Origin of the sequence: Aestuariispira insulae (assembly GCF_003385955.1) — a bacterium.
GTDB lineage: Bacteria > Pseudomonadota > Alphaproteobacteria > UBA8366 > Aestuariispiraceae > Aestuariispira > Aestuariispira insulae.
Genome location: NZ_QRDW01000001.1, coordinates 520,966 through 541,794 on the forward strand (window position 1 = coordinate 520,966; position 20,829 = coordinate 541,794).

At 55.0% G+C, this 20,829-nt stretch carries 17 protein-coding genes and 1 tRNA gene; 2 read left to right on the plus strand and 16 right to left on the minus strand.

What is annotated here, in order from left to right; genetic code table 11:
• Positions 1 to 5 precede the first annotated feature (5 nt).
• Genes rplC through rpsL form a run of 6 tightly spaced genes read right to left on the minus strand, consistent with a single transcriptional unit; the run spans position 6 to position 5,300 of the window.
• Positions 6 to 755 carry a 50S ribosomal protein L3 gene (rplC, locus tag DFP90_RS02620; RefSeq protein WP_115934847.1) on the minus strand — a complete coding sequence of 250 codons (750 nt, stop codon included), beginning with the start codon at positions 753 to 755 and terminating at the stop codon, positions 6 to 8.
• 12 nt (positions 756 to 767) lie between these two features.
• The gene (rpsJ, locus tag DFP90_RS02625; protein ID WP_115934848.1) at positions 768 to 1,076 is read right to left on the minus strand and encodes a 30S ribosomal protein S10; all 309 of its coding nucleotides are present in this window, start codon (positions 1,074 to 1,076) and stop codon (positions 768 to 770) included.
• Positions 1,077 to 1,134: 58 nt separating this feature from the next.
• Positions 1,135 to 2,325 carry an elongation factor Tu gene (gene tuf / locus DFP90_RS02630; RefSeq protein ID WP_115934849.1) on the minus strand — a complete coding sequence of 397 codons (1,191 nt, stop codon included), beginning with the start codon at positions 2,323 to 2,325 and terminating at the stop codon, positions 1,135 to 1,137.
• A gap of 32 nt (positions 2,326 to 2,357) precedes the next feature.
• Positions 2,358 to 4,433 (minus strand): elongation factor G, encoded by a 2,076-nt coding sequence (gene fusA, locus DFP90_RS02635; RefSeq protein WP_115934850.1) that lies wholly within the window; start codon positions 4,431 to 4,433, stop codon positions 2,358 to 2,360.
• 12 nt (positions 4,434 to 4,445) lie between these two features.
• Complete coding sequence (gene rpsG, locus DFP90_RS02640) at positions 4,446 to 4,916, minus strand: 30S ribosomal protein S7 (protein WP_115934851.1); 471 nt, start codon at positions 4,914 to 4,916, stop codon at positions 4,446 to 4,448.
• Positions 4,917 to 4,928: 12 nt separating this feature from the next.
• Positions 4,929 to 5,300 (minus strand): 30S ribosomal protein S12, encoded by a 372-nt coding sequence (rpsL, locus tag DFP90_RS02645; RefSeq protein ID WP_115934852.1) that lies wholly within the window; start codon positions 5,298 to 5,300, stop codon positions 4,929 to 4,931.
• A gap of 608 nt (positions 5,301 to 5,908) precedes the next feature.
• Here rpsL and DFP90_RS02650 point away from each other — a divergent pair.
• A complete protein-coding gene (locus DFP90_RS02650; protein ID WP_218044553.1) occupies positions 5,909 to 6,790 on the plus strand; it encodes a DMT family transporter in 882 nt (293 codons plus the stop codon).
• Positions 6,787 to 7,239: a hypothetical protein gene (locus DFP90_RS02655; RefSeq protein WP_115934853.1), complete on the plus strand. Its 453-nt coding sequence runs from the start codon at positions 6,787 to 6,789 to the stop codon at positions 7,237 to 7,239. The genes DFP90_RS02650 and DFP90_RS02655 overlap by 4 nt, the downstream gene beginning before the upstream one ends.
• Positions 7,240 to 7,338: 99 nt before the next feature.
• Here the strand turns inward: DFP90_RS02655 and rpoC are convergent, their stop codons facing one another.
• The 10 genes from rpoC to tuf (DFP90_RS02705) form a co-directional block, all read right to left on the minus strand.
• Positions 7,339 to 11,682, minus strand: a complete 4,344-nt coding sequence (rpoC, locus tag DFP90_RS02660) for a DNA-directed RNA polymerase subunit beta' (RefSeq protein WP_115934854.1) — start codon at positions 11,680 to 11,682, stop codon at positions 7,339 to 7,341.
• Between the two features lie 135 nt (positions 11,683 to 11,817).
• Positions 11,818 to 15,996 (minus strand): DNA-directed RNA polymerase subunit beta, encoded by a 4,179-nt coding sequence (gene rpoB, locus DFP90_RS02665; protein ID WP_115934855.1) that lies wholly within the window; start codon positions 15,994 to 15,996, stop codon positions 11,818 to 11,820.
• A 174-nt stretch (positions 15,997 to 16,170) separates the two neighbouring features.
• Positions 16,171 to 16,548, minus strand: coding sequence for a 50S ribosomal protein L7/L12 (gene rplL, locus DFP90_RS02670; protein WP_115934856.1), 378 nt, complete (start codon positions 16,546 to 16,548; stop codon positions 16,171 to 16,173).
• Between the two features lie 51 nt (positions 16,549 to 16,599).
• On the minus strand, positions 16,600 to 17,109 hold the full coding sequence (gene rplJ, locus DFP90_RS02675) for a 50S ribosomal protein L10 (protein WP_115934857.1): 510 nt from the start codon (positions 17,107 to 17,109) through the stop codon (positions 16,600 to 16,602).
• A 292-nt stretch (positions 17,110 to 17,401) separates the two neighbouring features.
• Positions 17,402 to 18,103, minus strand: a complete 702-nt coding sequence (gene rplA / locus DFP90_RS02680; RefSeq protein ID WP_115934858.1) for a 50S ribosomal protein L1 — start codon at positions 18,101 to 18,103, stop codon at positions 17,402 to 17,404.
• Between the two features lie 5 nt (positions 18,104 to 18,108).
• Entirely contained in the window at positions 18,109 to 18,537 is a 429-nt protein-coding gene (gene rplK, locus DFP90_RS02685; protein WP_115934859.1) for a 50S ribosomal protein L11, read from the minus strand.
• 135 nt (positions 18,538 to 18,672) lie between these two features.
• Positions 18,673 to 19,203, minus strand: coding sequence for a transcription termination/antitermination protein NusG (nusG, locus tag DFP90_RS02690; RefSeq protein WP_115934860.1), 531 nt, complete (start codon positions 19,201 to 19,203; stop codon positions 18,673 to 18,675).
• A gap of 47 nt (positions 19,204 to 19,250) precedes the next feature.
• Positions 19,251 to 19,439, minus strand: a complete 189-nt coding sequence (secE, locus tag DFP90_RS02695; RefSeq protein WP_115934861.1) for a preprotein translocase subunit SecE — start codon at positions 19,437 to 19,439, stop codon at positions 19,251 to 19,253.
• A gap of 104 nt (positions 19,440 to 19,543) precedes the next feature.
• Positions 19,544 to 19,619: transfer RNA gene (locus DFP90_RS02700), tRNA-Trp, on the minus strand.
• A gap of 17 nt (positions 19,620 to 19,636) precedes the next feature.
• A complete protein-coding gene (tuf, locus tag DFP90_RS02705) occupies positions 19,637 to 20,827 on the minus strand; it encodes an elongation factor Tu (protein WP_115934862.1) in 1,191 nt (396 codons plus the stop codon).
• Positions 20,828 to 20,829: the final 2 nt, after the last annotated feature.

Genomic DNA, 20,829 nt, shown 5'->3' on the forward strand with positions numbered 1-20,829 from the left:
CCTTCTTAACTTTCGGCGTTTTCTGAAGCGGCTTCCGCTTCAGCAGACGCATCGGATTCAACCGGAGCGGCTTCAGCTGCTGCTTTGCGAATGGCAGCCGGAAGCGGAGCTTCGGCCGGCATTGCTTTTTTCACAGCATCGGAAACCAGTACCCAGCCGTCTTTGGAACCCGGAACCGCACCCTTAACGAGGATGAGGCCGCGATCTGCATCGGTGGAAACAACTTCCAGATTTTGTACAGTCACACGGTGGTCACCCATGTGACCGGCCATTTTCTTACCTTTGAAGACACGACCCGGATCCTGGCACTGGCCAGTGGAACCGTGACTACGGTGAGAGATGGATACACCGTGAGAAGCACGAAGGCCACCAAAGTTATGACGCTTCATGGCACCGGCAAAACCCTTACCGATGGAGGTGCCGACAACATCAACCAGCTGGCCATTCAGGAAATGATCAGCGGTGATTTCGTCACCAACATTCAGCAGGTTTTCCGCGGCAACGCGGAATTCTACCAGTTTCCGCTTCGGCTCAACATTGGCCTTGGCGAAATGCCCGCGCATGGGCTTGGTGGTGTGCTTCACTTTGCGTTTGCCTGCACCCAGCTGTACAGCGCTGTAGCCATTGGACTCATTGGTCCGGGTAGCAACAACCTGACATTCGTCCAGCTGCAGAACGGTCACCGGTACGTTTACGCCTTCGTCCGTCCAGACTCGGCTCATACCGACTTTCTTAGCAATCACTCCAGTTCTCATCGGAATGACTCCTTAAAGCTTGATTTCGACGTCAACGCCAGCAGCGAGGTCGAGCTTCATCAGCGCGTCCACGGTCTGCGGGGTCGGGTCAACAATGTCCAGAACGCGCTTGTGCGTACGAACTTCAAACTGTTCACGGCTTTTCTTATCGATATGCGGAGACCGCAGAACCGTGAATTTCTCGATCCGGGTCGGAAGCGGGATCGGGCCCCGTACTTCCGCGCCGGTGCGCTTCGCCGTATTGACGATCTCCAGGGTGGACTGATCCAGTACCCGATGATCGAACGCCTTCAGGCGAATGCGAATGTTTTGGCTATCCATGCCAACCTCCGGAAAATGGGGACCGGGATCACCGGTCCCCGTTTAATCCACTACTAACTTAAGCGCTGATGCTGGCAACAACGCCAGCGCCAACAGTGCGGCCACCTTCGCGGATTGCGAAACGCAGACCTGCGTCCATGGCGATCGGAGCGATCAGCTCAACGTCCATGGTGATGTTGTCACCCGGCATAACCATCTCGGTGCCTTCCGGCAGAACGACGGAACCGGTAACGTCCGTGGTACGGAAATAGAACTGCGGACGATAGTTCGAGAAGAACGGGGTGTGACGACCACCTTCTTCTTTGGTCAGGATGTAGCACTCGCACTTGAACTTGGTGTGCGGGGTGATAGAACCCGGCTTGGCCAGAACCTGACCACGCTCTACATCTTCACGGCCAACGCCACGCAGCAGCGCGCCGATGTTGTCGCCAGCTTCACCGCTATCCAGCAGCTTACGGAACATTTCAACTCCGATGCAGGTGGTTTTCTGGGTGTCACGGATACCAACGATTTCGATCTCGTCGCCTACGTTCACCTTACCGGTTTCAACACGACCGGTAACAACGGTACCACGACCGGAGATGGAGAACACGTCCTCGATCGGCATCAGGAAGTCCTGGTCAACCGGACGGTCCGGCTGCGGGATGTATTCGTCAACGGCTTTCATCAGCTCGAGGATCTTCTCTTTACCGATGTTGTCGTCGCGACCTTCCAGAGCCGCCAGGGCGGAACCGGCGATGATCGGAATATCGTCACCCGGGAAGTCGTAGGAGCTCAGCAGCTCACGAACTTCCATTTCAACCAGCTCCAGCAGCTCTTCATCGTCAACCTGGTCAACTTTGTTCAGGAAGACAACCAGGGCCGGAACGCCAACCTGGCGCGCCAGAAGGATGTGCTCGCGGGTCTGCGGCATCGGGCCGTCAGCAGCGTTAACAACCAGGATCGCACCATCCATCTGAGCCGCACCGGTGATCATGTTTTTCACATAGTCAGCATGGCCCGGGCAGTCGACGTGCGCATAGTGGCGACCTTCGGTCTCATATTCAACGTGGGCGGTGTTAATGGTGATACCGCGCTCACGCTCTTCCGGTGCTTTGTCGATGTCGGCGAAATCGGTAGCGGCACCGCCACCTGCTTCTGCCAGAACTTTGGTGATTGCAGCGGTCAGCGTGGTTTTACCATGGTCAACGTGACCAACGGTGCCGACGTTACAATGCGGTTTTGTACGCTCAAACTTTTCTTTAGCCATTTTTCAAACTCCACTGAGTATCTTTGTCTGCCTTAGGCCATTTTGGCGCGAACTTCGTCCGCGACAGCCTGGGGCACTTGTTCATAATGATCGAACTGCATGGTGAACTGGGCACGGCCCTGGGACAGGGAACGCAGGTTGTTCACATAGCCGAACATGTTGGCGAGCGGCACCATGGCATTGACCACACGGGCAACGCCGCGCTGATCCATGCTGGATACCTGGCCACGGCGGCTGTTCAGGTCGCCGATGATATCGCCCATGTATTCTTCCGGGGTAACAACCTCAACGGCCATAACCGGCTCAAGCAGCTTCGCACCTGCTTTCTGCATGGCTTCCTTGAACGCTGCACGGGCAGCGATCTCAAACGCCATCACGGAGGAGTCAACATCATGGTAGGCACCGTCGGTCAGGGTGACTTTGAAGTCGATGACCGGGAAACCAGCCAGGATACCGTTGTCCAGGGAGCTATTCAGACCCTTTTCAACACCCGGGATGTATTCCTTCGGTACGGAACCACCAACAATCTTGCTCTCGAATTCGAAACCGGCACCCGGCTCCAACGGCTCGAAAGTCATGTTGACGCGTGCAAACTGACCGGAACCACCGGACTGCTTCTTGTGGGTATAATCCACATCAGCGGCCTTGGAGATGGTTTCACGGTAAGCAACCTGCGGCGCACCAATGTTAGCTTCTACCTTGAACTCACGCTTCATGCGGTCGACGAGGATGTCCAGGTGCAATTCGCCCATACCGGCGATGATGGTCTGGCCGCTCTCTTCGTCGGACTTAACACGGAAGGACGGATCTTCGGCTGCGAGACGTGCCAGAGCCTGACCCATTTTTTCCTGGTCAGCTTTGGTTTTCGGCTCAACAGCGATCTCGATAACCGGATCCGGGAATTCCATGCGTTCCAGGATGATCGGCTTGGAACCGTCACAGAGCGTGTCACCAGTGGTGGTGTTTTTCAGACCCGCGATAGCAACGATGTCGCCCGCCATTGCAACCTTGATATCTTCACGGTCGTTGGCGTGCATCATCAGCATACGACCGACGCGCTCTTTGTTTTCCTTAACGGTGTTCTGAACGTAGGAACCCGCCTCCAGGCTGCCGGAATAGATGCGGCAGAAGGTCAGGGAACCAACGAACGGATCGTTCATGATTTTGAACGCCAGAGCAGAGAAAGGCGCTTCGTCGGTCAGCTCACGGCTGTCTTCGGATTCGTCTTTCGGGTTAACACCCTGTACCGGCGGAATGTCTTTCGGAGACGGCAGGAAGTCGATCACGGCGTCGAGCAGCGGCTGAACACCTTTGTTCTTGAACGCTGTACCGTTCAGAACCGGAATGAAGTCACCGGAAAGAGTACCTTTACGGATACATTTCTTCAGGGTGTCGACGTCCGGCTCGTTGCCTTCCAGGTATGCTTCCATGGCTGCGTCGTCCTGCTCTACAGCAGTCTCAACCAGCTTCTCACGGTATTCAGCAGCCTGGTCAGCCAGGTTTTCCGGAATGTCGATGAATTCGTATTCCGCACCCAGATCTTCACCTTTCCAGCGGATCCATTTCATGGTCAGCAGGTCGATGACACCGTCATATTCAGCTTCGGCGCCAACCGGAAGGTTAACAACCAGCGGGTTTGCACCCAGACGGTCAACCATCATATCCACGCAACGGAAGAAGTCGGCACCCATACGGTCCATCTTGTTCACGAAACACATACGCGGAACGTTGTATTTGTCAGCCTGACGCCAAACAGTTTCGGACTGCGGCTCAACACCAGCCACAGAGTCAAAAACAGTTACAGCACCGTCGAGCACGCGCAGGGAACGTTCAACCTCAATGGTGAAGTCAACGTGACCCGGGGTGTCGATGATGTTGATCCGGTGATCTTTCCAGAACGCAGTGGTCGCAGCGGAGGTAATGGTGATACCACGCTCCTGCTCCTGCTCCATCCAGTCCATGGTGGCGTTACCATCATGAACTTCACCGATCTTATGGGAGCGACCGGTATAGTACAGGATACGTTCCGTCGTGGTGGTCTTACCGGCGTCAATATGCGCCATAATACCAATATTACGGTAGCGTTCGATCGGGGTTTTACGAGCCATGATCTGTTCCTCTTACCAGCGGTAATGGGCGAACGCGCGGTTGGCTTCGGCCATCTTGTGCGTGTCTTCACGTTTCTTGATGGAGGCACCGCGGTTATTCGCCGCATCCAGCAACTCGCCGGAAAGACGCTCGACCATGGTGTTTTCGGAACGTTTACGCGCCATAGCGATGATCCAGCGGAAAGCCAGAGCCTGAGCACGCTCAGAACGAACCTCAACCGGAACCTGGTAGGTCGCACCACCAACACGGCGGGAGCGGACCTCAACAGCCGGCTTCACGTTTTCCAGGGCTTCGTGGAAGGAAGCGACCGGCTCATTACCGGAACGGCTTTCCATCAGATCGAAGGCACCATATACGATTTTCTCCGCAGTGGACTTGCGACCATCCAGCATGACGGAGTTGATGAACTTGGAAATCACCACATCGCCAAATTTGGCGTCGGGCAGGATTTTCCGTTTTTCTGCTTTATGACGTCGAGACATCTCTTATATCCCTTACTTCGGACGCTTGGCGCCGTACTTGGAGCGACGCTGACGACGATCTTTCACGCCCTGCGTATCCAAGGTACCGCGGATGGTGTGGTAACGGACACCCGGCAAATCTTTCACACGGCCGCCACGGATCAGGACAACACTATGTTCCTGCAGGTTATGGCCTTCACCAGGAATGTAGCTGGTTACTTCGAAACCGTTGGTCAGACGCACACGGCAAACCTTACGAAGAGCGGAGTTCGGCTTCTTCGGGGTCGTGGTGTACACACGAGTGCAAACACCGCGCTTCTGAGGGCAGGCTTCCAGAGCCGGCACCTTGTCGCGCTTCGGTTTGTCTTTCCGCGCCTTGCGGATAAGCTGGTTAATCGTAGGCATTCTTCTTCCTATCGCGACCCGGACCTACATTTGATGCCCGGACCTTTGTTGTGCATCCCATCCCATACAGGATGCAAGTGACCCCGACAGCAAAGCCGTCTGGCTTAGCTAACGGGGTTTTAAATTCCGACAGGCCGCCGAATTCAGCAGCCATTTTTCAAATAACTCTTAAGTTTCGCCGCAAACTGCGTTTAAGCACTTTCCGCTTTCTGGAGGACCAGCACCTAAGGTGCGATCGTCAGGCAAAGCGTCCGGTCAGGCGAGCCGTTCCAGATTGGGCTTACAGTCCAGTTCCTTTAAGAGGCGGGCGGATACTATGCAGAGAGGCGATCCGGGTCAAGTAAAAGATTCCTGCGGGATTTGGCCCCTCAAAATCTGGTATCAATCATGCAAAATCCGCTAAATATTGAAATTTAATTTCACAAAGAAACCAATTTGAATATTTTTTAGCGTTCCATCTTTTCTCAGAGCCGTTATGCGTCATTTGCAAGGATGGATCAAGCCTTGCGCATGCCTACCGGAAACCCGATACCGGGCCAGTGTTTTCTTGCCCTTCGCCCCTGATTCCCGTATCGATTCCCTATCACGATTTAGCGGGGGGATTCGAAATGGCACAAATGGCAGAGCCCGAAGTGGAGAGCCGGTCAAATATCATGAAGGCAGCGGCCTGGATGGCGGGTACCCTGCTCTCCTTCGGGGCAATGGCTGTCGGCGGGCGTGAATTGGCAGGCGAGATCCCCATTTTCCAAACCCTCCTGATCCGGAGCCTGGTCGGCATATTGGTGATTTCCTGCCTGATCAAGTTGCGGGATGTGGCACTCTTTAGAACCCATCAGCCGCTGCGCCACCTGGCCCGGAACGGTTTTCACTATGGCGGCCAATATGCTTGGTTTTACGGGATCGGTGTTTTGCCGCTGGCCGAGGTTTTCGCCATTGAGTTTACCACACCGATCTGGACCGCCCTTTTGGCCGCACTGTTCTTGGGCGAGCGCCTGACCCCGACCCGGATCATTGCCAGTCTGCTCGGTTTTACCGGGATCATGATGATCTTGCGCCCTGGTTTTGAGGCGATCAGCATCGGTTCCATGGTGGTGCTTGGCGCAGCGCTTGCTTTTTCCGCCAGCAACACTGTTACCAAGATGCTGGTCCGGACCGAGGCGGCCGCCACCGTCATTTTCTATATGACGGTGATGCAGGCGGCCTTTTCCCTGATCCCTGCCCTCACCGTCTGGGTACCGGTTGAAATGCATCACTGGCCCTGGCTGGTGGTTGTGGGTGTCACCGCCGTTTCGGCCCATTATTGCCTTTCCCAGGCCTTAAAGGTTGCCGATGCTGCTGTGGTATTGCCGTTTGATTTTCTGCGCCTGCCGCTGATCGCGCTGATTGGTTTTCTGTTCTACCAGGAAGCCATCGATCCCTTCCTGGCTATCGGTGCCGGCCTGATCATCATCGGGAATGTGAACAACATCAGAGCGGAGCGGAAGAAATGAAACAAATTGCAGCCGCAGTAATCCTCACGATGATCGCCTCCTTCCCGGCTAACGGTTTTGCAGAGGAACGAAGAGATTTTTTCACAAGTGAGGAAGTTGCCCGGATCGTAACTTTGGAGGAAAGCATCCCCTGGCAGGAACCAATGACAGCTATGGATGAGAAAGCCTCCATAGAGCCTGTTGGGAAGCTCGTCTACGAGGGCCGAACTGTTTTCGTCTATCACTACATGCGTCCCTATGGCCAGGTAGGCATGACACAAAGAACACTATTCATCACCCATCGCGGAAACTATCTGGGCCAGTATTACGGCCTTCAACCTCCTGAAAAGATTGAAAACAATCTCCTCTATTACGATTTCCCCAAGGAATTTGGTAACACCATCAATGCCCAAAATGGCGTGCCGGAGCGGGTCTGGCTGAACGGCGATATTATCTTACTAGGCGGCTGACAAAGAATGCTGCCCCTGTTGTAGAGGCTGATGTCGTTACAAAAAACCCCCCGGAAGTTTCCTTCCGGGGGGTTTTCATTTTCAAACTTACGCCACCTGTTACTCGGCTGCGGGCTGTTCCTCGGAGCTGTCCTCTTCGGATGCCGGCAGGGCCGTGTTTTTGTTGGCGGACCGTTCGGCCAGAACTTCGCGGTCCCGGTCGGCGGCCAGCTGGCGCATATGCTTCATCACGGAACCGGTACCCGCCGGGATCAGGCGGCCAACGATAACGTTTTCTTTGAGGCCTTCCAAGTTGTCCATCTTGCCATGGCACGCCGCATCGGTGAGGACGCGGGTCGTTTCCTGGAAGGATGCCGCGGAAATGAAGGACTTGGTCTGCAGGCTCGCCTTGGTGATACCCTGCAGGACCGGGCGGAATTTCGCCGGCTCCTTATTCTCGGCTGCGGCCTTTTCGTTGATTTCGCGAATTTCTTCACGGTCCAACTGCTCATCAACCAGAAGGTAGGTTTCACCCGGATCGGTCACTTCAACTTTCTGCAGCATCTGGCGGACGATCACTTCAATATGCTTGTCGTTGATCTTCACACCCTGCAGGCGGTAGACGTCCTGGATCTCTTTGCAGAGATAGTTGGAGAGGGCCTCAACACCCAATACTTCCAGAATGTCATGGGGAACCGGGTTACCGTCCATCAGCATATCGCCCTTGGCGATGAAATCACCTTCCTGAACCGCGATATGCTTGCCTTTCGGCACCAAATATTCGGACGGCTCCAGGCTGTCATCAACCGGACGGATAACGATACGGCGTTTGGTTTTGTAGTCCTTGCCAAACTCAACATAACCGTCCTGGTCCGCAATGATGGAGAAGTCCTTCGGCTTACGCGCCTCGAACAATTCAGCCACACGCGGCAGACCACCGGTAATGTCACGGGTCTTGGAGCTTTCACGCGGGATACGTGCCAGCACGTCACCGGCCTGGACATCTTGGCCGTTGGAAACGGACAGGATCGCGTCCACGGACATGAAATAGCGGGCTTCCATGCCGTTCGGCAGGGTGATCACATCACCATTTTCAGAACGCAGCGTGATGCGCGGCTTGAGGTCGGAACCTTTTGCCTGCTGTTTCCAGTCAATCACGACCTTGCTCGCAATACCCGTGGCTTCATCGACCACGTCACGGACAGAGACACCCTCGGTCAGGTCGACATAATGGGCGACACCGGATTTTTCCGAAATGATCGGAATGGTGTAGGGATCCCACTCTGCAACCGTCTGGCCCTTAACCACGCTGTCGCCTTCGTCGACCCGCAGACGGGTGCCATAAGGCACACGGTGACGGGCACGCTCACGACCAACTTCATCCAACAGAACAACTTCACAGTTCCTGTTCATCACAACCGGACGGCCTTCGGAATCGATAACCACGTTACGGTTATTGATCTTCACGGTACCATCCAGGGAGCTCTCGATGGAGTTCTGTTCCGCACCACGCTGGGCCGCACCACCGATATGGAAGGTACGCATGGTCAGCTGGGTACCCGGCTCACCGATGGACTGGGCCGCAATCACGCCGACCGCCTCGCCACGGTTCACCATGGTGCCGCGGGCCAGGTCACGGCCATAGCAGCGCGCACAGACGCCCTGTTTGGCCTCACAGGTCAAGACGGAGCGGATCAGGACCGCATCAACACCGGCGGTTTCAATGGCATCCGCTTCCGGCTCGGTGATCAGATCACCGGCCTTCAGGATAACCTCGCCGCTGAGCGGGTCTTTCACATCCTCAGCCGCGCAACGGCCAAGGATACGCTCTGCCAAGCCTTCGATCACGTCACCACCGTCGATGACGGCGCGCATGGTCAGGCCTTCTTCGGTGCCGCAATCATCTTCAACGATGATCGCATCCTGGGCCACATCCACCAGACGACGGGTCAGGTAACCGGAGTTCGCTGTTTTCAACGCCGTATCCGCAAGCCCCTTACGGGCACCATGGGTGGAGTTGAAGTATTCGAGAACGTTCAGACCTTCTTTGAAGTTCGCGATGATCGGGGTCTCAATGATGGAGCCATCCGGCTTCGCCATCAGACCGCGCATCCCGGCCAGCTGTTTGATCTGGGCGGCGGAACCACGCGCCCCGGAATGAGCCATCATGTAGACGGAGTTCAAACCGGTGCCCGGTTTCGGCGAGGAAATGACCTTCATCATGTCATCTGCAACCTTATCGGTGCAGGATGCCCAAACGTCGACCACTTTGTTGTATTTCTCACCCTGGGTGATCAGACCGTCCTGATACTGCTGTTCAAATTCCTTCACCTGAACCATCGCCGCATCGATCAGCGTGTTCTTGGTTTCCGGAATGATCAGGTCGTCCTTACCAAAGGAGATGCCGGCCTTACAGGCGGAACCAAAACCGAGAGACATCAGACGGTCACAGAAGATAACGGTCTCTTTCTGGCCGCAATGACGATAGATCACGTCAATGATGTTGGTGATCTCTTTCTTGGTCACAACCTTATTGATCAGGCTGAACGGCACCGCATGATGCTTGGGCAGGATCTGGCTGAGCAGCATACGACCCGGCGTGGTCACAACCTTCTCAACAACCGGGTTGCCTTCGGCATCAACGGTTTCAAACAGAGCCTTGATCTTGGTCTGCAGGGTGATCGCCTTGCTTTCCAACGCCAGATCCAGCTCGGACATGGCAGCAAACAGCGGAACGCGGTAAGCGGTAACCTTGCCGTCTTTAAGCTGTTTGAAAGCTTCCTTGGCATCGATGTCGCCCACTTCCGCGGAACGGTCATCGCCCTTGCGCAGAACGATCTCACCCCGCTCCAGAGCCGCAGTCATCGCTTCTTCGGAATCGATGCTAACGATACCGCCAACCGCATCGGGGCGTTCATGGGTAATGTAGTAGAGACCCAGAATGATATCCTGAGACGGTACAATGATAGGCTTACCGTTTGCGGGCGAGAGGATGTTGTTGGTGGACATCATCAACACGCGTGCTTCAAGCTGTGCTTCGAGGGACAGCGGCACGTGAACGGCCATCTGATCACCGTCAAAGTCAGCGTTGAAAGCCGCACAAACCAGCGGATGCAGCTGGATGGCCTTACCTTCGATCAGAACCGGCTCAAAAGCCTGGATGCCAAGACGGTGAAGGGTCGGCGCACGGTTCAGCATAACCGGATGCTCGCGGATAACCTCTTCCAGGATATCCCAGACCTCGGGGCGCTCTTTTTCCACCATGCGCTTAGCCGCCTTGATGGTCGAGGCCATGCCATAGAGTTCCAGCTTGGAATAGATGAACGGCTTGAACAGTTCCAGCGCCATTTTCTTCGGCAGGCCACACTGATGCAGCATCAGCTCCGGACCAACCACGATCACGGAACGGCCGGAATAGTCAACACGCTTACCGAGCAGGTTCTGACGGAAGCGGCCCTGCTTACCTTTCAGCATATCGGAAAGGGATTTCAGCGGTCGTTTGTTGGTGCCGGTAATAACCCGGCCACGACGACCGTTGTCAAACAGCGCATCAACGGATTCCTGCAACATGCGTTTCTCGTTCCGGACGATGATGTCCGGCGCACGCAGTTCCATCAGACGACGCAGACGGTTGTTACGGTTGATCACACGACGATAGAGATCGTTCAGATCGGAGGTTGCGAAACGGCCGCCATCCAGCGGCACCAGCGGACGCAGTTCCGGCGGAATGACCGGGATCACTTCCATGATCATCCATTCCGGACGGGTGCCGCTTGCCTGGAAACCTTCCAGCAGCTTCAGACGCTTAACCAGCTTCTTGCGCTTGGCTTCGGAACCGGTCTCAGAAAGCTCAGTCCGGGTCAGCTCCAATTCTTCATCGATATCCATCTCTTCGAGAATGGACTGCAATGCTTCAGCACCGATCTTGGCGGAGAAATTTTCATCGCCATATTCGTCCTGGGCATCAAGATATTCTTCTTCCGACATCAGCTGGAACCGTTTCAGCGGGGTCAAACCCGGCTCGGTTACAACATAGTTTTCGAAATAGAGTACGCGTTCCAGATCCTTCAAAGTCATGTCGATCATCAGACCGATGCGGCTGGGAAGGGATTTCAGGAACCAGATATGGGCAACGGGGCTGGCCAGTTCGATATGGCCCATGCGCTCGCGGCGCACTTTGCTCAATGTTACCTCGACACCGCATTTTTCACAGACGATGCCTTTATATTTCATACGCTTGTACTTACCGCACAAGCATTCGTAATCCTTGATCGGACCGAAGATGCGGGCGCAGAACAAACCATCGCGCTCCGGCTTGAATGTCCGGTAGTTGATCGTTTCAGGCTTTTTAATCTCACCATAGGACCACGCGCGGATCTGGTCCGGCGAAGCGATGGAAATACGGATGTGATCGAAGGTGTGCAAACCCTGGTTTTGCCCGAACAGCTGCATCAACTCATTCATTTGGCTCTCCTTCGCGTCTTCATTCGACGCTTGCTTTGTCTTGGTCTCCCAAGACCACACTCACCTTAATGAGGCTTTGTCTTTTTTGTTAACCGGGATGGGCGGCATCAGGTTCACCGATGCCGCCCCTCGCCCTTAAATCTCGTCCTGATGCAGATCCACATTCAGGCCAAGGGACCGAAGTTCCTTGATCAAAACGTTGAAGCTTTCCGGGATACCGGCTTCGAAGTTATCGTCGCCACGGACGATGGATTCGTAAACCTTGGTACGACCGGAGACATCATCGGATTTAACCGTTAACATTTCCTGAAGGGTGTAGGCGGCACCGTAGGCTTCCAGAGCCCAGACCTCCATCTCACCGAAACGCTGACCACCGAACTGTGCCTTACCACCCAGCGGCTGCTGGGTCACCAGGCTGTACGGGCCGATGGAACGTGCATGGATCTTGTCATCGACAAGGTGATGCAGTTTCAGCATGTAGATGTAGCCGACCGTTACCGGACGGTCGAAATATTCGCCCGTACGGCCATCAATCAGGCGGGCCTGGCCACTGGTGTTGAGACCAGCGCGTTCCAACCATTTGTTGATGTCTTCCTCACGCGCACCATCAAATACCGGCGTTGCGATCGGAACCCCTTTGGACAGGTTGGTTGCCAGTTCAACAACGTCTTTCTCTTCATAGCCTTTCAGCTGTTCGGAGATCGCCTCGTCGCTGTAGGCACCGTCGATCACGCCACGCAGGCTTTCCACATTGCCGTCGGTCTTATAAACGCTCAATGCATCGTTGATCTGCAGACCAAGACCGGCACATGCCCAACCCAGATGGGTTTCAAGAATCTGCCCCACGTTCATACGGGACGGAACGCCAAGCGGGTTCAAAACGATGTCAACCGGGGTACCGTCTTCCAGATACGGCATATCCTCGATCGGCATGATGCGGGAGATCACACCTTTGTTCCCGTGACGGCCGGCCATTTTGTCACCCGGCTGCAGCTTACGCTTCACAGCCACGAAGACTTTGACCATTTTCATCACGCCCGGCGGCAACTCGTCACCAGCCTGAACCTTGTCAACCTTATCGTCAAAGCGGTCATTCACACGTGCAATGGAATCGTCGAACTGTTTCTTCAGCAATTCCAGTGCATCGTTAACAGCTTCATCTTCAAGCACGATCTGGCGCCAATGAACGGTGGTGAACTGATCCAGCAGCTCTTCATTCAATTTTGCGCCCTTGTCCATGCCGGACGGGCCGCTGGCGATTTTCTGGCCGTCAACCATTTCCAGGAAACGGTTACGGAAAGAACGTTCCAGGATCGCTTTTTCGTCATCGCGGTCTTTCGCGAGACGTTCGATTTCAGCGCGTTCGATCGCCAACGCACGTTCGTCCTTGTCGATACCCCGGCGGGAGAAGACACGGACCTCAACAACGGTGCCACGGTCGCCCGGCGGAACACGCAAGGAGGTGTCACGTACGTCAGATGCCTTTTCACCGAAAATCGCCCGCAGCAGTTTTTCTTCCGGGGTCATCGGGCTTTCGCCCTTCGGGGTCACCTTACCGACCAGAATGTCACCGGCTTTCACCTCGGCACCGATATAGACAATACCGGCCTCATCGAGGTTTTTCAGCGCTTCTTCACCGACGTTGGGAATGTCACGGGTGATTTCTTCCTGACCCAGCTTGGTATCGCGGGCCATGATTTCAAATTCCTCAATATGGATTGAGGTGAAGACATCGTCTTTCACGATGTTTTCGGAAATCAGGATGGAATCCTCAAAGTTATACCCATTCCACGGCATAAACGCGACCAGCACGTTCCGGCCAAGCGCCAATTCACCAAGCTGGGTAGACGGGCCGTCCGCGATGATGTCGCCCGCTTCGATCCGGTCACCGACTTTCACCAGCGGACGCTGGGTGATGCAGGTATTCTGGTTGGAACGCTGGAACTTCATCAGGTTGTAGATATCAACACCGGATTCATGCGCCTCGGTGGTCTCGGTCATCCGGATCACGATACGGGTACCGTCGATCTGGTCAACCACACCGGAGCGCTTGGCAACGATGGCAACACCGGAATCTTTTGCAACACGCGCTTCCATGCCGGTACCGACCAGCGGAGACTGAGCCTGCAGCAGCGGAACCGCCTGACGCTGCATGTTCGAGCCCATGAGAGCACGGTTCGCGTCATCGTTTTCCAGGAAGGGGATCAGGGCTGCTGCCACGGATACCAGCTGGCGCGGAGAGACGTCAACAAGGTCAATATCTTCGCCACGGGCCACAAGATAGTCACCACGGGCACGGCAGTTTACGAGATCTTCCTCGAAACGCATGTCCTTAGTCACAGGCGCGTTCGCCTGAGCGATTGTGTAGTGGCCTTCGTCCATGGCGGACATGTAGATCACCTCATCGGTCACCTTACCATCAATGACCTTACGGTAGGGTGCTTCGATGAAACCATAGGGATTCACACGCGCAAAGGTCGCAAGGCTGTTGATCAGACCGATGTTCGGACCTTCAGGGGTCTCAATCGGGCAGATACGACCATAATGAGTCGGATGAACGTCACGAACCTCAAAGCCGGCGCGCTCACGGGTCAGACCGCCTGGGCCAAGCGCCGACAGGCGGCGTTTGTGCGTAACCTCAGAAAGCGGATTGGTCTGATCCATGAACTGGCTGAGCTGGGAAGACCCGAAGAACTCACGGATCGCAGCCGCAGCCGGTTTTGCATTGATCAGGTCATGCGGCATGACGCTGTCGATATCAACAGAGCTCATGCGTTCGCGGATCGCACGTTCCATGCGCAGCAGACCGACACGGTACTGGTTTTCCATCAATTCGCCGACTGAACGGACACGACGGTTGCCGAGATGGTCAATGTCGTCGATCTCGCCCTTGCCGTCTTTCAGGTCAATCAGGATGCGCAGGATGGAGAGGATGTCTTCCTTGCGAAGCGTCCGCTGGGTATCCGGCACACCGTCCTGCCCAAAGCCAAGGCGGGAATTCATCTTCACGCGACCAACGGAAGAGAGGTCATAGCGCTCGGAATCAAAGAACAGGCCGTTGAACAGCGCTTCCGCGGTATCCAATGTCGGCGGCTCACCCGGACGCATGACGCGATAGATGTCGATCAGCGCATCGTCACGGTTTTCATTCTTGTCCGCCATAACGGTGTTGCGCAGATACGGACCAACAGCAACATCGTCAATTGCCAGAGTCGTCAGTTTCTTGTGACCGTTATCCAGCAGGGTTTCCAGCAGATCTTCGGTGATTTCGTCACCGGCTTCCGCCAACACCAGACCGGTGGTCTCGTTGATCATGTCTTCTGCCAGATAGCGGCCCAAAAGCTCGCCCTCGGAGGCTACAACATCCTTCAGGCCGGCTTCTTCAAGCTTCTTGATCGTGCGCGGGGTGATCTTGGAGCCGTTTTCGGCAACCACTTCACCAGAGCGCGCATCAATCAGGTCCCGTTCCAGTTTGACGCCTTTAAAGCGTGCTTCGGAGAACGGGGTTTTCCAGCCTTTTGCCGTGTGGGAATAAACCACCTGGCCATAGAAATAGTTCAGGATCTCTTCCGGGGACATGCCAACCGCATTCACCGGATCGAAATCTTGGCCCGCTTCAACAGCTTTCGCGCGCTTCTTGGCTGTCTCTTCATTGTCGAGCGCCATCAGCAGCGTGGTCACCGGCAGTTTCCGGCGACGGTCGATACGGACATACATCAGATCCTTGGCATCAAATTCAAAGTCGAGCCAGGAACCACGGTAAGGAATAACACGGGCGGCAAACAGGTATTTACCAGAAGAATGGGTTTTGCCCTTGTCATGATCAAAGAACACGCCGGGGGACCGGTGCATCTGGGAAACGATTACACGTTCGGTGCCGTTAATCACAAAGGTACCGTGCGCGGTCATCAGCGGCAGGTCGCCCATATAGACGTCCTGCTCCTTGATGTCGCGGATGGAACGGGCACCGGTATCTTCATCAACATCCCAGACGACGAGGCGCAGGGTGACTTTCAGCGGCGCTGCATAGGTGATACCGCGCTGCTGGCATTCTTCAACATCGTATTTCGGCTGTTCAAGATCGTATTTGACGAATTCGAGCTGGCTACGCTCTGAAAAATCCTTGATAGGAAATACGCCTTTGAAAACTTCCTGGAGACCGACATCATTCCGGTCATTGGCAACAACACCTTCCTGAAGAAAAGCGTCGTAGGAAGTCTTTTGAACCTCAATCAGGTTCGGCATTTGGGCAACTTCAGTCAGACGTCCGAAGCTTTTACGAATTTTTTTCCGTCCCGTATACGACTTGGCCATTGTGTTCCTCGTCACCTAACGTCTCGCCCGTTGATCCGGGCTGTCTCACATGGATTTTTGAAGGCCCCATGTAGAAAGCCTAAAACGCCTCCGAAACCAGAGGCGCGTCGAGGGGCAACACCATAACAGGTGCGCCCCTCTTGTACGCTCGCTGCCCTGGGGCAGCAAAGAAACTTACTTGAGCTCGACGGTTGCGCCAGCTTCTTCCAGTTTCTTTTTGATTTCTTCGGCTTCGGCCTTAGCAGCGCCTTCTTTGACCGGGCTCGGAGCGCCTTCGACCAATTCTTTCGCTTCTTTCAGACCCAGACCGGTGATCGCACGAACTTCTTTGATCACGTTGATCTTTTTGTCGCCGGCAGAAGCCAGAACAACATCAAAAGAGTCTTTTTCTTCAGCAGCGGCGCCAGCATCAGCACCACCAGCAACAGCAGCAACAGCTACCGGTGCAGCGGCAGAAACGCCCCACTCTTCTTCCAGTTTCTTAGACAGTTCTGCAGCTTCCAGAACGGTCAGTTTAGACAGCTCTTCAACGAGCTTATCGAGATCAGCCATTGTATTAACTCCTAGGCATAAAAACTAAGTTGGTATCCAAACTGCAAAAAATTAGTTTGAGGAACCGTAGGCACTGAAAACGCGGGCCAACTGGCCAGCCGGTGCCTGAAGAACGCCTGCAACCTTCGTGGCCGGAGCCTGAAGGACGCCAACGATCTTGCCGCGCAGTTCGTCGAGCGACGGCAATTTGGCGAGGGCCTGTACCTGGTCCACGTCAAGTGCCTGTTCGCCCATGCCACCAGCGACGATCTGCAATTTTTCATTCTTCTTGGAGAATTCAGCAGAAACCTTAGCGGCCGCTACCGGATCATCAGAGAATGCAATTGCAGTCGGGCCAGTGAACTGGTCGGCCAGATGCTCAAACTTAGTACCTTTCAGAGCCAGCTGTGCGAGGGTGTTTTTGGTTACCTTGAAACCGGCACCCGCCTCACGCATCTGAGTCCGAAGTTCCGAAACCTCACCAACGGTCAGGCCGGATTGCTGGGTTACAACAACCAGGCTGGCATTGGAGAAAGTTTCGTGCAGCTCGGCGACCAGCTTTTCCTTTTTTGAACGGTCCACTGATCGTCTCCGCTTTTTGGCCGCGCCCCATGAAAGAAGCTAACGGCCGGTTCTAACATTAGACCGGAAACAACCATGTTCCCGATCCGCCTTTCCTGCCCGGAGGAATGGCTCCAGACGGTTGCCCGTCTTGAGAATACCTTTCCACCTATCTACTGGCGGCTCTTCATTTTTAAGCCCCTTGACGGAAATCCGTCTCAAGGTCACCACACAGTCTTGGACAGGTTGCAGGGAATGTTACTTCCCTGCTTGCGGCCGGGCGAACCCGGCCACAAACTCTTGCATGAAACGCTTATGCGGTTTCCAGCGCAGACGCGAGGTCAATTTTGACACCCGGGCCCATGGTGGAAGAAATCGCACCGCGTTTCATGTAGGTGCCTTTGGCGCCGGACGGACGAGCCGCCTGGATCGCTTTAACAAAAGCACGCACATTTTCTACCAACTGCTCTTCAGAGAAGCTGGCCTTGCCGACGCCGGCGTGGATGATGCCGTTCTTTTCCGCACGGAACTGAACTTCACCGCCCTTGGCAGCCTTAACAGCGTCAGCCACATTCGGGGTAACGGTACCCAGCTTCGGGTTCGGCATCAGGTTACGCGGACCGAGCACTTTACCCAGACGACCAACAACCGCCATCATGTCAGGAGACGCGATGCAGCGTTCGAAATCCAGCATACCGCCCTGAACCTGTTCCATCAGGTCTTCCGCACCAACGATGTCGGCACCAGCAGCTTTCGCTTCTTCAGCTTTGTCGCCACGGGCGAACACAGCAACACGAACGGTCTTGCCCGTGCCGTTCGGCAGAGCAACAACGCCGCGGACCTGCTGGTCGGCGTGACGGGGATCGATGCCAAGGTTCAGAGAAACCTCAATGGTTTCATCGAACTTTGCAGTGGCACCGGCTTTAACAGCCTTAACAGCTTCTTCGAGGGCGACCAGGGCGTTGCGGTCGATACCTTCGTAGGCCTTTTTCAGGCGCTTACCGATCTTCGCCATATCCCTTACTCCTCGACTTCCAGACCCATGGAGCGCGCAGAACCAGCAATCGAGTTCATAGCGGCTTCAACGGTCACAGCATTCATGTCCTTCAGCTTGGCTTCTGCGATTTCGCGGATCTGAGCTTGGGTCACTTTACCGATCTTGTTTTTGTTCGGCTCGCCGGAACCTTTTTTCACGCCAGCGGCTTTCTTCAAGAAGAAGGATGCCGGCGGAGTCTTGGTGACGAAGTCGAAGCTGCGATCTTCATAGGCGGTAATCACAACCGGAGTGGGCGTACCAGCATCCAGGCTCTGAGTTGCCGCGTTGAAGGCTTTACAGAATTCCATAATGTTAATACCGCGCTGACCCAGCGCAGGACCAACCGGCGGCGACGGGTTCGCTTGGCCGGCCGGGATTTCGAGCTTAATGTAGCCCGCAATTTTCTTAGCCATATCGCTCTCTTTTCCGAGTACGTTACGCGGTACGATGCCCCAGGTCTTTGAGGATCATCTCCCGCATAAATTTGAAGGTCGTCTTTTACTTGACAAAAACCGAAACGTAAAGTCCTGGTTTCAAACTCCTAAAAATCAGAGTTTATCCACCTGACCGTACTCCAGCTCAACCGGTGTCGCACGACCAAAGATCGACACGGTTACTTTCAAGCGCGCACGCTCTTCATCCACCTCTTCAACAAGACCGTTGAAGGAAGCAAACGGGCCATCACTGACACGAACCTGCTCACCCACTTCAAAGGAGACGGAGGGCTTCGGCCGCTCAACGCCTTCTTGAACTTGATGCAAGATCCGATCGGCCTCTTTCTGGCTGATCGGGCTCGGCTTTTTACCACTCCCCAGGAAACCGGTCACCTTCGGCGTATTGGAAACCAGATGCCAGGACAGGTCATTCATCTCCATATTGGCCAGGATATAGCCCGGGAAGAATTTGCGCTCTGCACTGACTTTTTGCCCGCGGCGCATTTCCGTCACTTCTTCAGTCGGCACAAGAACATCTTCAATCAGGTCTTCCATACCGGCAGCAGCCACCTGCTCCTTGATGGATTCCGCGACTTTTTTCTCAAAGCCGGAATAGACATGAACGACATACCAACGCTTAGCCAACTTAATTCTCCACCCCAAATGGGTTATTCAAAAAACCGGCTAATCTTTTAGCCGATGATCAACTGGACCCCGGAAGAGATCACCCAGTCGACAAAAAGGAAGAAGAGGGACATGAATGTCACCATGACAAACACCATCAGTGTCGCAACACCGGTTTCCTTACGGGTCGGCCAGGTCACTTTTTTAGCTTCCTGACGGACTTCACGAACAAACTTAGCAGGTGATGTTTTTGCCATGTACCTTCGACCTATTACCGCCCAGAGGCAGACACCTCTAAGCGGCTTGACTTCCTAAGTCAACCGGTCAGATTGAAAAATCTGACCGGTCAACCTTGCAGAACTGGCAGGGGCAGTAGGATTCGAACCCACGGCCTACGGTTTTGGAGACCGTCGCTCTACCAACTGAGCTATACCCCTACGTAACCTTCTATAACTTAAGCGCTGATGCTGGCAACAACGCCAGCGCCAACAGTGCGGCCACCTTCGCGGATTGCGAAACGCAGACCTGCGTCCATGGCGATCGGAGCGATCAGCTCAACGTCCATGGTGATGTTGTCACCCGGCATAACCATCTCGGTGCCTTCCGGCAGGACGACGGAACCGGTAACGTCCGTGGTACGGAAATAGAACTGCGGACGATAGTTCGAGAAGAACGGGGTGTGACGACCACCTTCTTCTTTGGTCAGGATGTAGCACTCGCACTTGAACTTGGTGTGCGGGGTGATGGAACCCGGCTTGGCCAGAACCTGGCCACGCTCTACATCTTCACGGCCAACGCCACGCAGCAGCGCGCCGATGTTGTCGCCAGCTTCACCGCTATCCAGCAGCATACGGACCATTTCAACTCCGGTGCAGGTGGTTTTCTGGGTGTCACGGATACCAACGATTTCGATCTCGTCGCCTACGTTCACCTTACCGGTTTCAACACGACCGGTAACAACGGTACCACGACCGGAGATGGAGAACACGTCCTCGATCGGCATCAGGAAGTCCTGGTCAACCGGACGGTCCGGCTGCGGGATGTATTCGTCAACGGCTTTCATCAGCTCGAGGATCTTCTCTTTACCGATGTTGTCGTCGCGACCTTCCAGAGCCGCCAGGGCGGAACCGGCGATGATCGGAATATCGTCACCCGGGAAGTCGTAGGAGCTCAGCAGCTCACGAACTTCCATTTCAACCAGCTCCAGCAGCTCTTCATCGTCAACCTGGTCAACTTTGTTCAGGAAGACAACCAGGGCCGGAACGCCAACCTGGCGCGCCAGAAGGATGTGCTCGCGGGTCTGCGGCATCGGGCCGTCAGCAGCGTTAACAACCAGGATCGCACCATCCATCTGAGCCGCACCGGTGATCATGTTTTTCACATAGTCAGCATGGCCCGGGCAGTCGACGTGCGCATAGTGGCGACCTTCGGTCTCATATTCAACGTGGGCGGTGTTAATGGTGATACCGCGCTCACGCTCTTCCGGTGCTTTGTCGATGTCGGCGAAATCGGTAGCGGCACCGCCACCTGCTTCTGCCAGAACTTTGGTGATTGCAGCGGTCAGCGTGGTTTTACCATGGTCAACGTGACCAACGGTGCCGACGTTACAATGCGGTTTTGTACGCTCAAACTTTTCTTTAGCCATCT

Excerpts from the sequence above, each read along its gene's own strand:
- rplC (WP_115934847.1), bottom strand. The coding sequence starts at position 755 with ATGAGAACTGGAGTGATTGCTAAGAAAGTCGGTATGAGCCGAGTCTGG.
- rpsJ (WP_115934848.1), bottom strand. The coding sequence starts at position 1,076 with ATGGATAGCCAAAACATTCGCATTCGCCTGAAGGCGTTCGATCATCGG.
- tuf (WP_115934849.1), bottom strand. The coding sequence starts at position 2,325 with ATGGCTAAAGAAAAGTTTGAGCGTACAAAACCGCATTGTAACGTCGGC.
- fusA (WP_115934850.1), bottom strand. The coding sequence starts at position 4,433 with ATGGCTCGTAAAACCCCGATCGAACGCTACCGTAATATTGGTATTATG.
- rpsG (WP_115934851.1), bottom strand. The coding sequence starts at position 4,916 with ATGTCTCGACGTCATAAAGCAGAAAAACGGAAAATCCTGCCCGACGCC.
- rpsL (WP_115934852.1), bottom strand. The coding sequence starts at position 5,300 with ATGCCTACGATTAACCAGCTTATCCGCAAGGCGCGGAAAGACAAACCG.
- DFP90_RS02650 (WP_218044553.1), top strand. The coding sequence starts at position 5,909 with ATGGCACAAATGGCAGAGCCCGAAGTGGAGAGCCGGTCAAATATCATG.
- DFP90_RS02655 (WP_115934853.1), top strand. The coding sequence starts at position 6,787 with ATGAAACAAATTGCAGCCGCAGTAATCCTCACGATGATCGCCTCCTTC.
- rpoC (WP_115934854.1), bottom strand. The coding sequence starts at position 11,682 with ATGAATGAGTTGATGCAGCTGTTCGGGCAAAACCAGGGTTTGCACACC.
- rpoB (WP_115934855.1), bottom strand. The coding sequence starts at position 15,996 with ATGGCCAAGTCGTATACGGGACGGAAAAAAATTCGTAAAAGCTTCGGA.
- rplL (WP_115934856.1), bottom strand. The coding sequence starts at position 16,548 with ATGGCTGATCTCGATAAGCTCGTTGAAGAGCTGTCTAAACTGACCGTT.
- rplA (WP_115934858.1), bottom strand. The coding sequence starts at position 18,103 with ATGGCGAAGATCGGTAAGCGCCTGAAAAAGGCCTACGAAGGTATCGAC.
- rplK (WP_115934859.1), bottom strand. The coding sequence starts at position 18,537 with ATGGCTAAGAAAATTGCGGGCTACATTAAGCTCGAAATCCCGGCCGGC.
- secE (WP_115934861.1), bottom strand. The coding sequence starts at position 19,439 with ATGGCAAAAACATCACCTGCTAAGTTTGTTCGTGAAGTCCGTCAGGAA.
- tuf (WP_115934862.1), bottom strand. The coding sequence starts at position 20,827 with ATGGCTAAAGAAAAGTTTGAGCGTACAAAACCGCATTGTAACGTCGGC.